Origin of the sequence: Arthrobacter endolithicus, from assembly GCF_026627425.1 — a bacterium.
Lineage (GTDB): Bacteria > Actinomycetota > Actinomycetes > Actinomycetales > Micrococcaceae > Arthrobacter_M.
The window spans coordinates 244,032-259,426 of the sequence record NZ_JAPNLH010000004.1 but is presented as its reverse complement, the minus strand read 5'-3'; the positions used below and the strand labels follow the sequence as shown (position 1 = coordinate 259,426).

The following is a 15,395-nucleotide window of genomic DNA, read 5'->3' as shown; positions in this document are numbered from 1 at the left end:
TGCGGTAGAGGAATCAAGATCTAGATAATCTGATTCTCTCCCAAGGCCCTCACCTCAACCGAAACAACCTCCAGCCGCGGACTCCTCACGCGGCAGCCCCGACTACACTCTCAATTCTGAAGAGCCATTTTAGTCACGTCCAGCGAGCTTGGGTGGAGGCTCTACCCGATGAAATATGGCGCGGTGCGGTCCTCCTGACCTCACCCGATCCCGCCCAAATCCACGTACACGGTCCGTGGCCTGAAATCTACTATCTGTTGGCCGATGCGTACCATACATATGCTCCGGCAGCCGCGCACCCTTATTTCGCAAATCCCAAGTATTACGCAAAGCCTCGGATCGACGCGTCAAATACCTGACATGCGGCCCCTCAAGGCCCCATTACCATTCTCAGCTTTGTACCCTAAGTAGCACTGAACAGGCCGACCGGCGGCTCCGGCCGAGAAGCCGGATTAGGCTACTGCAGACTCCGAGGATTCAAGCAATTTGTCATTTTCGGCTTTGACTGTTCCACCGTTTCTTCCGTAGTAACCCCATGGGTACTATCGGCTCGATCCGCGGTTTGGTAAGCGAATAACAGGAATTACTTAAGTTACCAGATTTGTTTTGCTATAGCCGTTGGCTGCGTTTATGCTCTGATTTATCACATCAGTTGATGTTGGGGGGCATTGGGGTAGGCCGCTCCCTACGTCTTTCGTAGGAAGCACCTGGTCAAGGATGACTAATATCCGCCGCGCTATAACGCGCCCTTTTCCCCGTCTCTCACTCACCCGCAGCAGGCTAGTCCCTGCAGGTTTGCTGGCCCTTGGCCTCTCTCTGTACGGGATGACTGTTCCGGCCCCCGCGCAGGCCACTACGGCTACCGCCGTCCAACCCGCTGCGGTTCAGCCCGCGGCAATCTCACCTGCGGCCCTTCCTGCCGGCAGCGCAGCGCCCACTCAATCCGGTGTCTTCGTTCCGGTACAGGGGCGCCTGGTAGACACCCGGGACGGGGCCGGCGGGGTGGCGGGACCGGTCGCGGCGAACACGTGGGTCTCCATCCAGGTTCTGGGCCAGCTCGGGATCCCGTCCACGGGAGCCAAGGCCGTCGTCGTCACATTGACGGCGATAAATGCGCCCACAGACAGCTGGACACAGCTGGCATCCAACACCGATCGACCAACAACGCAGACGACGAACCTCTATAGCGGTTATGGCGACATTCTCTCCAACACCTCCATTGTTCCAATCGGGACAGACGGAAAGATCGCACTGCGCACTTCCGCTTCCCAGCATTACGTCATTGAAGTCCAAGGCTATTTCACTACCGGTGACGTACCAGCACCGGGCGGGTACGTCCCGATTCTGAGCAGCCGAGTCATCGACAGCCGTAACGGAACGGGCATCCCGGCCGGTCAGTGGGTCGACGGGGACGTTAAAACAGTGAACCTGAAAAACGTGGCAGGCATCCCTAATACCGCGGGCGCGGTGTTCGCCAATGTCATCCTCGTCAGTCAAGACCCCGCGAATCTGACCCCCACCCTGTACCCTTACCCGGGTGGGGCTGCTGATCCGGTCACACCACTGCATTTCCGTGGCGGAGTGACCACCGGTGTTGGCACGACGTTGGATATGAACGCCGCCGGTCAGGTGTCGTTCCGGGTGGGATATAGCACCAGCCCCGTAGATGTGATTATCGATGTTGAAGGATACTTCGATGGCCAGGCCAGCGACAGTACCTATCATTCCCTCGCCAGCCGCATCTATGACAGCCGCCCAGGCCAGTCCATCCCTGCCGGCGGGACCGTCGCCGTTCAGGTGGCAGGGGTCAACGGGCTTCCGGCCGCGTCCGCGGAACTGGCCGGTGTCACGATGAACATCACCGCCTTCAATTCCGGTGCCCCCACCACCGGGTGGTTCCGTGTCTACCCTTCCGATGAGGCCGAGCAGCCGCAAAGCCAGGTCAATTACCATACCGGAGCGGACGCAGTCTCCAACGTCATTGTTGTCCGGCCAGGTACCACGGATGGGAAGATCATTGTTCATAACCTGGGAACCGCCCCGGCTGATTTGAGTATTGATGTTCAGGGCTGGTTCACCAACGCCCACCTCCTGCCTCCGGCCGTCGGCACCGATGGCGCGTCCTCGGGCTCGCGGGGAGCGGCATCGATGGTCAGCCATCAACTCTCCGATTCCGCCGGTCTCGCCTGGAATCCGACCAACGGCAACGTCGTCCTGACCGGCCGGCTGATGCACGTACGCGGCATCGGTCAGGACATGAACCTTTCCTGGCGGTATAACAGCCTCAACGACGCCCGCCCAACGCTGAACGTGGGCCGGATCGAGTCAGCTCTGCGGGTCAACCCCGGCACCGGAGCCGTGACGTACACCGCTCCCGATGGCGGCTGGTACACCTTCACCGCCATTCCCGGCGGCGGCTACACCATGCCGCCGGGAATGAACGCCTCCCTGACTAATCCCGGGGTGAACGAGTATCGGATCCGCTTTAACGATTCCGGTGTCGTCAACGTCTACACCGATGACGGGGCGAATTACTCCCTGGCCTACTCAATCGACGCTAACCTGAATAACCCGAATACGATCTCCTACACCTATACCAATGGCGTCCTCTCGGGCACAACGGACACCCAGGGCCGGTCCGTGTCCTACCTCTATGGTGACACCCGGAACCTGAACCAGCCCTCAAAGATCACCGATCAGTCCCTGAACCGCTCGGTCACCTTTGAATACAACGGCGGGCAGGGACGACTCTCCAAGGTCACCGACGCGACCGGTATCACTACGGCCTTCACCTACACGGCCGCCGGGAAGCTCGCTTCCTACACGGACGGGCGCACCACAGCGACGAGTATTGAATACGGCACAAGCAATAAAACCACCAAAATCACCTACGGCTCCGGTACCAGCGCCCAAAGCATTTGGACCGCCGCCTACCCCAACGCGACGACGTCAACATTGAAAGACCCCAACAGCCAAACCGCTACCTACACCTACAACACAGCCCGGCAGGTAACTTCCGTGCTGGATCCCAACGGCAATGTAGTCTCCGGCGTCTTCGACAAACACGACAACAGCACCTCATCCACTGACGGCTTAGGTGATCTGACGACCTCGGCCTACAACACCAACAACAACCTCACCAGCATCACTTCCCCGGCCGGGGCCTCAGGCGGATCCGGAGGAGATGTGTCCTTCACCTACTCCTCCGCCACCGGAGATCCCTTATCGAACTATCAACCGGCAACAGCGACAAACAGCGAAGGCAAAACTACGACCGTCGCCTACGACGCGAACACCCACGCGCCCTCGATCACCACAAAACCAGGGCTGACCGGGACGATCAAGAACTACTATCAGGACGACACTTTGGGCACGACCTGCGGTGCGAAACCCGGATCCCTGTGCCGCACCATCGATGGTCAGGGCAACACGACCTCCCACGGGTACAACTCCCAGGGCAACCCGGTCACACTAACCAGACCCGCACCCTTAGGCGTCGTCACGAACACCTTTGACGCTGCCGGACGCATCGCCACCACCCAGGACGGCAAAAACCAGAGCGCAACCTACACCTATGACGCCAACGACCGGCTGACCCAGACCCGCTACGGCTCCAGCTGCGTCGCCGCTTCATGCGTCACCTACACCTACGACGCTAACGGCAACCTTGCCACCCGCACCGATGCCTCCGGCACCACCACCTACACCTATGACGCGCAGAACCGGGCCACCAGCAAAACAACCGGCACCATCACCACTAACCTGACCTATGACGGTGCCTCAAATATCCTCACCTTCATCGATCCGACCGGGACGGTGGCCTACAAGTACGACGGCGCGAACCGGCTGACCACCCTGGCAGAGCCCGGCGGGTCCTGCCCGGCCACACCGGCCTTCCCTAATTCCACCAAATGCACCGGTTTCGGCTACGACAAAAACAACCGCCGCACGACCACGACGTACCCCAATGGGGTCAAGAACACGACGACGTTCGACAATGCCGGACGCACCACGGCAATCACCGCCACCAACAGCAGCGGTACCGTCCTGGCTAAACGCGCCTACACCTACACCACCGGTGGTACCGGTAAAGATGGATCACTGAAAAAGACCACCACCACCGAAACCAACGCAGTCACCACGTACTCCTACGACGAACTCAACCGGCTCACCTCCGCCGTTCAGGGAACCACCACCGAAACGTGGGGCTACGACAAAAACGGTAACCGGGTCACCTCCACCAAAACCGGCCAACCCAGCATCTATTCCGCGTACAACGCCGCCGACCAGCTGTGCTGGACCGCGGCCTCAACAGGCAGCTGCGGCGCCCCACCCACCGGTGCAACCAGCTATACCTATGACGGCAACGGCAACACCACCAGCGGCGGTGCCGGAACAACAAACGCGTTCAACGTCTTCGACCAAGTCACCTCCACCACCACCGGTGGCAGCACCACGAACTTCGCCTACGCCGGTCAGCGCAACGACGAACGCACCACATCCGGAAACACCAACTTCCTCAACGGAAGCCTCGGCATCACCACCCAAACCACCGCCGGCGCAACCACAGCCTTCATCCGCGACCCCGCCGGTGCCGTGATCAGCATGCGCACCACGGCCGGCAGCTTCTACTACACCACCGACACCCTCGGCTCCGTCATCCTCCTCACCGACAGCACCCAAGCCAAAGCCGCCACCTACACCTACGACTCCTGGGGCAACACCACCACCACCGGCACCCAAGCCAACAACAACCCCTGGCAATACGCCGGAGGATACAAAGACACCACCACCGGATACACCAAATTCGGTGCCCGCTACTACAACCCCACCACCGGCCGCTTCACCCAACCCGACCCCAGCGGACAAGAAGCCAACACCTACCTCTACGCGCGAGCAAACCCCATCAACAACACCGACCCCACCGGACTAGCCAGCCCGTTTGCTACTATCGTTGGTGCACTAGCCGGTGGAGTTGTAGACGCCCTAATAGGAGTTCCCTTGGCGGTTGGCCTTAGCCCTCTTATATCACCACTTGGCGGAGCCGCTGCAGGCGCTGTTGTTGGCGGTTGCTTAGGTGGAGCAATCTCAGCAGGGACGGCGAACGCTATAGATGGCAATGGCACATCTCCCCAAGACACTGCTACCGCGTGCGGATCGGGAATAGCTTATAGCACGGGGGCGGTTGGGGCCGGTTCCCTTTTCAACGCCGCCACTAGCTAGAAAGAAAGCATATGAGTGACACGCCAGAGAACGCACGAAGAGTACGTAAGGCCTGGTTGGCCACTGGGGTCACCTTAGTCATCACCATTCCGGTGGTTATATTGATTACCTTCATATCGTCGGAGCGATCCGCATTGTTGAGTGGGGTCCTTAGTGGAGTAATTGGTGCCCCAATTGTACTAATTTGGGTTAATTACCATAATCGGTCTCCCCCCTCGGGCCCCTCCGCGTAGCGGCGAGAGCACGTAACAATTGCAGGGCGTCACTAGGATTAAGGGCCTTTCAGAATGCGGCCCTTCGTATCTAGGCATGGTAGATAGGGCGAATTTAGGCTTGGCCTGACGCGCAGCCCGGGAGCGGAAGAGACACCACCACCGGCTACACCAAATTCGGTGCCCGCTACTACAACCCCACCACCGGCCGCTTCACCCAACCCGACCCCAGCGGACAAGAAGCCAATACCTACCTCTACGCAGGAGCCAACCCCATCAACAACTCGGACAGTACTGGTTTGAGCTTTTTGGGAGATCTTCTTGGCAACACGGTCGACGGCGTTATAGGAACTGCTGGTTCATTTGGGATCGGCTTGCTGACCAAATCCACGCCTCTCGGATTCGTTGCCGGACTGGCCGTCGGATGTGCGGCAGGTATTGCTGGCGAGGTAATCTCCAGTGGGGCTGACGGTTCCAGCCCAGACGTCGGAGGGTCCTGTCTTACGGGAGCCGTTGTCGGCGGTATAACTGGAGGCCTTGGCGGTCTGTTGTCAAAAGCGTTTCCAAAGAATTAATTGACGATAAGAGAATCATGAGTTTGCTGCTTGGACTACTCTGCGTGGGACTCCTTTTAGGTGCATTTCCCTTTCTACTTCAACCGACATTAAAGCATCGAATGTGGGACTCGAAAGTTGTCCCCAGAAAGAATTGGATTATATTCTGGATTATGATTTTGACGAGTATCGGCTCGGGTTTCCTATTCAGCTTTCTGAATTTAAAATAACGCACATACTCGGCGGTGTCATACCCTCGAAGCAACACTTTAGTTGAATAGAGGAGTTGCTGGTGGGCGTAGGCCGTTGTCGTTTTCGGATCGGGCGGACATCCGTGGGGATCCTGGCCGGGAGGACGGACGTGAGTGTCGGGTTTGAATCGCCCCCGGGTCTCCTGAAAGTGTGTTTTGAGCCGCCGTCAGTTTGACGTGTACCCCACCTTGGCGTCAGGCCTGGTGCCTTCTCGTCTGTCAGAATGAAGTTCTTTTTCGATTTATTGACGGGTGTTGTCGCGGGTCTCGGATCTCATCCTGAAGGTTTCAATCCTGACGTGCTTGGAGCGTTTAGCGTCTGGGATACAGCCGGTTCAGCAGCCTGAGCCGGCTCAAGCAGCGGGATCGGGCGCATCTCCATCATTCTCGTTCATGAGCTGACCTCGGCATACTTTCCGCTACCGTTCAGGGCTGCGTACAGAGCGTAAGTTATAACCGGAGAGGAAAACATGCAAGCCGTATCACCGAATTTTGGGAATAATACCGATCCAACGCTGGCATTTGTTGGCGTAGGAGTGTTTGCCATTATAATAGTTATTCTTGGAATAAGAATGTATTTGCGGAAGAAGAAATAACAAGATTCATTCTGCATAGAACTTATTATTCAGCCTTCACGAGCAAGCGTGGAGGCTGGGAACTCCACTGCCGGCACCCTTCCCGAGCGACCGACCCGACCGCGGACATCCGCATCGGCTACGCCCGCTCCTCACACCTGACCCAGGAACTGCAGTCCCAACTCGACGCGCTGGCCGCGCACGGCATCCCGCGCGAGAACGCCGAGCGCATGCACTGAGAGACAATTTGGCGTCCTGAAATCGGTCGGTAGTCGGGACACTCCACAGACATCCCGCATCGACCTGTCCAGCCGAAGCAGCCGGACGGCTTGGCGTAGATGATCAGTTGGGCTGGGGTTGCTGTCATACCTGTATTCTAGTCTCACTGTTCATATGACGCTATAGCTGCTGGACAGTAGATTAGTCATTTGGCCAGTTCAGAGACTGTTTTTAGTGTTCGTGCTGGTCTGGTTTGTCTTGGTGGTATCGTTTCTGGCGTGCGCGGCGCCCGGTAGGTGTGGTGTCAGAACGGATAGCACCTCAGCGTCAATCCCCCAGACGCCTGAAAACCCATCCCCTCCGGCAGGTTCCGGTGCCCGGCCAAGGTGGCAGCGCACCGCCGGCCATGGTCGTCATTGCTGAAAAGAACCCTTGTTCCCCGGCGGGCGGGACGGCCGCGGTGTCTTGGTCCATGGGGAAGTGGCCCGGCCTGTATTTGCCGGCCGTCCAAATGAACCTGCTTCGAGGGCAGGGCCGTGATCTTACCCATGGGCACCACCTGGGACGACCACAAACCGGGCCCGCATTTTTTCAACAGTCGTCTGCACCAAGGCCGAGCTACGGGACTGCAACTGCTTCAGGGTCCCTGGCCACGACCCAGCGGTACAGCGGGGGCACCGAAACCCCGAGCCTGGCGGCGACTTCCTTGGGCGGTCTGCCTTGGATGAGAAGCTTTCGTGCGCAGCTGATCTTAGAGTCCGACATGACACGTTTGCGGCCGCCGACCCTACCTATTCGCGGGCAGCCTGTCGGCCTGCTTGGGTGCGTTCGACCCTTCATAGGCACCTAACACCACGCCCCGGGGAACACCTCAAGCCCAATGAAGCTAGCGGCTTCAGGCATGGTGAATCCTCGACTTTTCTCAGCTGTCGCCTGGTATCGCGCCTTCATTCTCAAATGAGTTTTTACTCATTTGAGAGTAAATCGATGTGAGCAGTCAGGAACTCCTTAATGGTCTTCCCGTTTCGGGCTCCTCCCATGGAAGGGCATATTGCACGGGATAATACATGGCTTCCCGGGCCAGCGGAAGGGGTAGTCGTGGGAGCAACTATCTGAGTAGTTGCTTTTGATATGTGAAGCTTTTTGGGCTCTTCAGAATTGAGGGTGTAGTTTCGGTCTGAATCCGCCGGATTCCAGCAGTGATCTTGCGACGTAGTTGGTGAGGTTGCGGAAGCCGAGAGCGGAACCGCGAAGGTGTTCGAGCCGGCCATTGATGGCTTCAGTTGGCCCGTTGGAGGTACCTGGTCGATCGAAGTATGCCAGTACGTCTTCTGCCCGTCGTTTGAGCGTCCGCCCCAGTGTTGTGAGTTCGATGAGAGCTGCTGGGACGCCGGTGCTGACGGAGTCGATCACGGCTTGCATCAACTCCCGCCCCTTGGCACGGTCTGGTTCCCGGTAGGCGGCTACCATGCGTTGGTAGATTCCCCAGCTCGCTTCAACTTCTACATGCGTATCCGTAGAGAACAGGGTTTCAAGGCGTAGGCGTTGCTTGTCCGTGAGCAGATCCGCCCCGGTATAAAGCGTCAGCCTAGCCGAATACAGCGGGTCCCCGGCCCGCCCTCGATGACCGCATGTCTGCTGCTGAACGCGTCGGCGGCACGAATCCAGCGCCTCCCCAGCCAGACGGATGACATGGAATGGATCCATCACCGGGACGGCGTCGGGGAGCTCTTGGGCCACTGCGCTCTTGAACCCGGAGAACCCGTCCATGGCCACGACCTCAACCCCGTCCCGCCACTGCTGTGGGCGTGCTTTTAGCCAGGTGGCGAAGACCTGTTTTGAGCGGCCCTCGACCATGTCCAGCAGGCGGGAAGGGCCGGTGCCATCATGGATCGGGGTGAGGTCAATGATGACGGTGACGTACTTGTCGCCACGGCGGGTGTGCCGCCAAACATGCTCATCAACACCAATGACTTTCACCGCGTCGAAGCGGTGCCGGTCATCAATCAACACACGCTTGCCTTCGGCCAGGACGGCCTTGTTCGCGGTATTCCAGCTCACGCCCAGGCCCTCAGCAACGCGGGCGATCGTTAGGTGTTGGCACACGATCCCCTCCAGGGCCCACCGCAGCCCGCGGCGGGAGAGTTTCGCCCGTGATTCGGCGGCCTTGGACGTGTCTTGCCGCCACACCTGCCCGCACCCAGAGCATTTGTACCTGCGCACTCTCAGCAGCAGTGTGGTCGGACGCCAACCGAAGGGTTCATGGCCCAGTTGGCGAGTCACCGTGTCCCGAGGGATGCCTTGGCTCCCGCAGTTCCGGCACCAGTCATCCGGATCAACAACACGGCAGGCCAGGACGGCCCGATCACCGCTCAGGTACTGTCCCGTGGCCTCGAGTCCGAGCTCATCGAGGCGGCAGAATGTGGTCAGGTCAGGGCTATGGAAGGTAGCGTGGAACACGAGGGCCTTGCGGTAGAGGAATCACGATCTAGACAATCCGATTCTCTCCCAAGGCCCTCACCTCAACCGAAAAAACCTGCCGCCCACGGACTCCTAACGCGGCAACGCTGACTACACTCTCAATTCTGAAGAGCCGCTTTTTGCTCTGTGCAATGGATGGTTTTTGGTATAGCGTCACGTTCATCAGCTCTTCGCTGGGTCTCTTATTGGGGGAATCATGAGTTTTGATGTTGCACACGGCCGCGCCAAAAACACGTCCATGATTGCGGGCCGGGGATGGCGCCTCTGGTTCGGTCGACGGTCGCCGGGGTGTTGGCGTTGGGTTTGGTGGCAGGCCTGGCCGGGCCCTCGTTCGCGGCACTACCCAGCGGGGATAGCACGGGTCACGGTGTTCTTGGGTCCAGGCCGGGAGCGACCCGCCTCCCGGTCCCGGTCACGGATCAGGTTGGGTTGAGCGTGGACGTGGGCACCGGAAACGTCATGCTGAACCTGGCGGGCCTGGCAGCCCCGGGCGTCAAGGGTGATGTCGGTGTGGGGTTGGTCGGGAACTCGTTGCCGGGCCCGGCGCCAGCGTCCTCGGCCTTGCCGAAGGGCTTCGGCTTCAACGTCGGCGGCGCCGGCCGCCTCTCCACCGTCACCGGCGGGGTGATGTGGACGGCAGGGGATGGCTACTCCGTGATTTTCGCCCCCGTCACCGGATCGACGACGGCGTTCACCGCTCCGGCCGGTACGAAAGCGGACCTGGTTAAAACCAGCACCGGGTACACGATCACGTCCCGGACCAGCGCCACGGTCGTGGAGTTCAACACGGACGGGTATCCGGTCTCGATCAGTGACCGCAACACCAACAAAACCCTCATAACAACGACGAACGGGATCCCGGGAACGGTAACCGGGACGAGGGGACCCACGCCAGCCCGGGCGGTCACTGTCACCTCGGGTCCGGCGTATGTGGGCACGGCGATCACGTTCTCCCAGTCCACGGGGGCCACAACCCGCACCGCCGTCGTCACCAAGGGCACCACTGGGGACATCACCGGTTACACGGACCCGAACGGGAAAACCACCACGTTCACCGCCGTCAACGGGCAGGTCACTAAAATCACCGCCCCGACCGGGGCGGTGATGACCTTGACCTATGACGGGTACAGTTCCCGCCTGACTTCCATCACCCAGGCCAACACCTCCGCCGGGTCCCCGGGGAACTCGACCATCCGGTTCACCTACCCGTCGAACACGCAAACCCTGGTCGCGGGCCCGAATACCGATCAGGCCGTGGCGGTGGCCTCGGTCCCGCACACCACGTATACCCTCACTGCGGACAAGCGGGTCGCCGCGGTCACGGATCCGATGGGCCGGTCCCAGGCAAAAACGTACACGGGTGATTTCGACACGCTGACCGCGACCCAGGGCACGGGCACCACGGCCGGCACGACGACGAACACGTACGGGGCGAACACCGGCCAATCCCTGACCAAGAGCACCTCTCCCGGCGGTGCTGCCGGGCAGGCGGTCTACGGGAACACGGCCGCGAGCACGAAGTACCTGGCGACGTCGTCCACCGATGATTCCGGGAACACGTCAAACTACACGTATAACGGGGCCGGGAACACGCTGACATCCGCGGACGCGATGGCCGCGACCGCTACCCTGACCTACAACACGGACGGGACGGTGGCGACGGCCCTGGCCCCCGGCAACGGCACCAACAAAACCAGCTACGGCTACAACACCGACCGGCAGCTGACCACGGTCACGCCCGTGACCGGCAGCACCCTCACCTCCCGCGCCTTCACCTACGACGCATGGGGGCGGACGGCCACGGCCACGGACGGGAGGGGCACGACCCTGACCTACAGTTACGACACCATCGGCCGGCTCACCGGCACCACCTACTCCGACGGGACACCGGCCCTGTCCTACACCTATAACGGCAACGGGCAGGTCACCACCCGCACCGACGCCTCCGGAACCACGACCTACGGGTACGACCAACTGGGCCGACTGACCTCCCGGACCAACACGGCCGGCGGCGGAACCATCAGTTACGGCTACGACAAGGCCTCGAATCTGACCTCCACCACGGATACCCGCGGCACGACAACGTACGCGTTCGACGCCTCCGGCGTCCCGTCCTCCATGACGTACCAGTACCAGGGCACACCCCGGGTGTTGGCGTTCAGTGTTGATGACCGGGGCCGGCGCACAGACACCTGGATGGACACCAACCCAGATCACACGGTCTGGGCCGCGCATACCCGCACCAGTTACGACACGACAGGCCGGGTCACCGGCGTCCTGGCCGAGGAACAATCCGCTACCGCCGGCCTGACCACGGTCGTGGACCTCACCTACTGCCACGCCGCCGGGACCACCGCCCCGACCTGCCCGACCACCGCGTCGACGGACCGGTCCAAAATCCAGTGGGCCAAAGACAACAAAACCGGCGCCGCAACCGCCTACACCTACGACCAGGCCGGCAGACTGACCAAAGCCGCGATCACCGGCGGATCCTCGCCGGCGACGTACACGTACACCTATGATTCCCGGGGGAACCGTCTCACCGCCACCACCACCGGCAGTGTCACCAGCAGCCAGTCGTTCACGGTGAACCCGGCGAACCAGATCACCAGCACCGGGTACACCTACGACGGGACCGGGAACCTCACCGCCGACCCGAACGGGACCTACACCTACAACGGGGCGCAGCAGATGACGACCGTGACCAAGGGCGGGGCGACCTACAACTACACCTACGCCGGTGGGTCGCAGAACGAAGTCCTCTCCGAAACCACTCCCCAAGGCGATTACAAGGTCACCTACGGGCGCACCGACGCCCAGGGTCAGCCCGTCATCGAGCAATACACCAAAGACGCCCTCACCGCCTACGTCGATCACGACCCGGTCACCGGGGAACCGTTGATGCTGCGGACCGCGTCAGGGAAACAAGCACTCTACGTCCATGACGGGACCGGTAACCCCGCCGCCCTGATCACCAACGACCCCTACGTCGCGTTCGCCTACGACTACGACCCCTACGGCACGCCCGTCCTGACCCAGGTCTCCGGTGGTAACGCCGTCTCCCAAAACCCCTACACCTTCAAAGACGGCATCCAAGACCGCACCACAGGCTGGGTCAAATACGGTGCCCGCTGGTACAACCCCACCACCGGCCGCTGGACCCAACAAGACACCCTCGACAACCCCCTGGACCCAGCCAACGCCAACCGCTACGCCTACGCCGCCAACGACCCCATCAACAACTCCGACCCACTCGGAACCTTTAATATCTTCGACGTTATTGCGGGAGTTGCCCTTGTGTCCGGGGTAGTGGGGCTAGGAGTTCTACTCGCACCTGAGGTCACTGTTGGTGCAGGATTATTTGCCGTCGCTAACTTCTGGATTGGGATAGCCGGCGCCGGTGCACAGTATGGCTGTGACGCGCAAGGAGGATGTTGATAGTGAGAAAAACGCGAAACAACCGAATAATCTATGTTCTCGGAACCATCACTTCTGCTTTCGTTGCACTCGCTATGTGGGGCGGAGTTATTGTTGCCAACGGTCCTCACTGGCGAACTGTTTTTATATTCATTGGTTCAATTGCTCTCCTCGCCGGCCTAGCCAACTCTGCGATGCTAATCCGAGAGATCCGGAAAGTGAACCGTCCTGAATGAACTCATGGGTGCCCCTGGACTCAGCCAACGCCAACCACTACGCCTACGCCGCCAACGACCCCATCAACAACTCTGACCCACTCGAATTCTATAATTTCGAGGATTCTCCAGGAACCGTCGTCGATACTTACACTGCCGGCTTTGGAGGTGCTGGCCTACTGATTGGTTGCGCGGTAGGGGGATTCCAACCGGCGAAGGAGGTACCCCGCCAAAGCCCGCGCGGCATACTCAGATATTTTTGATGACCTGCTCGATCGGCTGCAACGAACTCTCCGAAGGGATAAACCGCTCCCCAACTCATAAGTTTTGGCGTACAGACAGGGTGGAGAAAATCGTATACATCGTAGAAGGGATTGTGGAAAATGGGGGGGGGGTAACGGGGGTAGCGATCACTCCGGCGCAGGTCTCTCCGAACTCCCTGACGCAGGCCCGGGAGCACCCACGGACGGCATCGGGTCGTCACTCGCCATAAAAAGCGCCTGGGCACCCTCTGCGAGTCGGTGCGTCGGGGTAGCCTCTGATCATGGCACTCCTCACGACCAGGCAAAAGCAGCAGCTTATCGGCCCTGTACTGCTGTTCCTCCTGATAGGAGGATTCATCGGCGGACTATGGCAGGGGAACCCGGTGGCTATAACCATTCTGTTCGTCCTCATGGCGGGGGCCGCCCTGGTCATCTGGCTATTTGTTGCCAGGAAGCGCAAAGCCAAGGAGCGGGTACGGGCAGCAACTGTCGCACGGAGGGAACAGGACCGGTCAGCTGCAGAGGAGGCCATCGCGAAGATCAAACGCCTCACCCCTTCCAAGCCCGAACGGAAGACGGTCAGCTTCCAGATTCCGGTCACGTCCGACGACACCCTGGAAACCCTGACGGTACGGGTCATGGAGCATTACGCGGAGCGCGGCGGCAGCGTCCCGGTGGCGGAGGCTAAGGCGATGGCTGCGAAAGCCCTGGGCGAGCAACAGGAGTAGTCAGCGAGTCTCCCACGTCACCGGCATTGGGGACTAGCGGTACAGCCGTTGGCGCTGAGAGTACTTGATGAGGGCTGGGGACCCTAGCGCTACTTTCCGCGCATTGGTGCCCCTTCACCTTAGGCATTGCCCCATTTAGGGCGTATCCTATTCCACCCCCAACAGGAACAAGATTGCCCCAAGCCGGCTGCGGAGGTATCCGCTCAAGGTTCTCGTTGCGGACGCCTGTTGGCACAGCATCCATCAACAAACTGCCACGCCATTGGCGTATGTACCTCGGCGATGCCTTACGTACGATTTTTCCGTTTCCTGTGGCGACCCCGTGATGTATAAATTCAACGCCGGCAGCGGTGAAGAGCTCTTTGGTCTTCCGGCAGCCAAAGCAGCCGGACGGCTTGGTGTAGATGATCAGTTGGGCTGGGGTTGTTGTCATACTTCTATTTTAGTCTTAATGTTCATATAATGCTATAGCTGCTGGACACTAAATTAATCATTTGGCCAGTTCAGAGACTGTTTTTAGTGTTCGTGCAGGTCTGGTTTGTCTTGGTGGTTTCATTTTTGGCGTGCGCGGCGCCCGGTAGGTGTGGTGTCAGAACGGATAGCATCTCAGCGTCAATCCCCCCAGGCGCCTGAAAACTCATCCCCTCCGGAGGTTCCTGTGCCCGTCCAAGGTGGCAGTGCACTGCCGGCCATGGTCGTCATTGCTGAAAAGAACCCTTGTTCCCCGGCGGGTAAGACGGCCCCGGTGTCTTAGTCCATGGGGAAGTGGTCCGGCCTGTATTTGCCGGCCGTCCAAATAAACCTGCTTCGAGGGCTGGGCTGTGATCTTACTAGGGGCACCACTGGGGGCTCTTCACGGTTCGTGGTGAATCTGGGGTTCGTGTCGTAGCAAAGTAGGAGCTCGCGGCCCTGCTGAGATGGATGTGTCTAGCATTCTTCTCGAGTCAGGAACCACGAGCCTTGATCCAGCCTACCCAGTCGTGCCCGGATGCGGCGACGACTCTCTTCAATCTGCCTGATTATCAGGTCATCTCCGTCATCAATGACGATGGCGCCGGCATCCGTGTCGTCACGGTTACCTCGGACTTCCCGACAGCTTGCCCTAGTTGCGCCGTTCTGGCGTCTCGGGTCCATTCGCGCCGGATCCAGCGGGTTCGGGACATCCTTGTCGCTGGTCGGGTGAGGCTCATGTGGGCCAAGCGCCGGCTCTTTTGCGACGAGACTCTTTGTGTCCGAAAGGGGCGTGTCAAGTAGTTT

5 protein-coding genes and 1 pseudogene are annotated in these 15,395 nt (G+C 60.0%); 5 read left to right on the top strand and 1 reads right to left on the bottom strand.

Translation table 11 applies throughout. The features are described from left to right. Positions 1–825 precede the first annotated feature (825 nt). Positions 826–5,223: an RHS repeat domain-containing protein gene (locus OS914_RS05595; protein ID WP_267545070.1), complete on the top strand. Its 4,398-nt coding sequence runs from the start codon at positions 826–828 to the stop codon at positions 5,221–5,223. Between the two features lie 364 nt (positions 5,224–5,587). Continuing rightward, a pseudogene (locus tag OS914_RS05590) lies at positions 5,588–6,010 on the top strand (RHS repeat-associated core domain-containing protein); the annotation flags it as partial. A gap of 2,176 nt (positions 6,011–8,186) precedes the next feature. Here the strand turns inward: OS914_RS05590 and OS914_RS05585 are convergent. Next, on the bottom strand, positions 8,187–9,494 hold the full coding sequence (locus tag OS914_RS05585) for an ISL3 family transposase (protein WP_267545069.1): 1,308 nt from the start codon (positions 9,492–9,494) through the stop codon (positions 8,187–8,189). 456 nt (positions 9,495–9,950) lie between these two features. Here OS914_RS05585 and OS914_RS05580 point away from each other — a divergent pair, with 456 nt between their 5' ends. The 3 genes from OS914_RS05580 (at position 9,951) to OS914_RS18175 (ending at position 15,392) form a co-directional block, all read left to right on the top strand. Then, complete coding sequence (locus OS914_RS05580; protein ID WP_267545084.1) at positions 9,951–12,953, top strand: RHS repeat domain-containing protein; 3,003 nt, start codon at positions 9,951–9,953, stop codon at positions 12,951–12,953. A 738-nt stretch (positions 12,954–13,691) separates the two neighbouring features. Beyond that, positions 13,692–14,138, top strand: coding sequence for a hypothetical protein (locus OS914_RS05575; RefSeq protein ID WP_267545068.1), 447 nt, complete (start codon positions 13,692–13,694; stop codon positions 14,136–14,138). Positions 14,139–15,059: 921 nt separating this feature from the next. Further along, positions 15,060–15,392 carry a transposase family protein gene (locus OS914_RS18175; RefSeq protein ID WP_420713870.1) on the top strand — a complete coding sequence of 111 codons (333 nt, stop codon included), beginning with the start codon at positions 15,060–15,062 and terminating at the stop codon, positions 15,390–15,392. Positions 15,393–15,395: the final 3 nt, after the last annotated feature.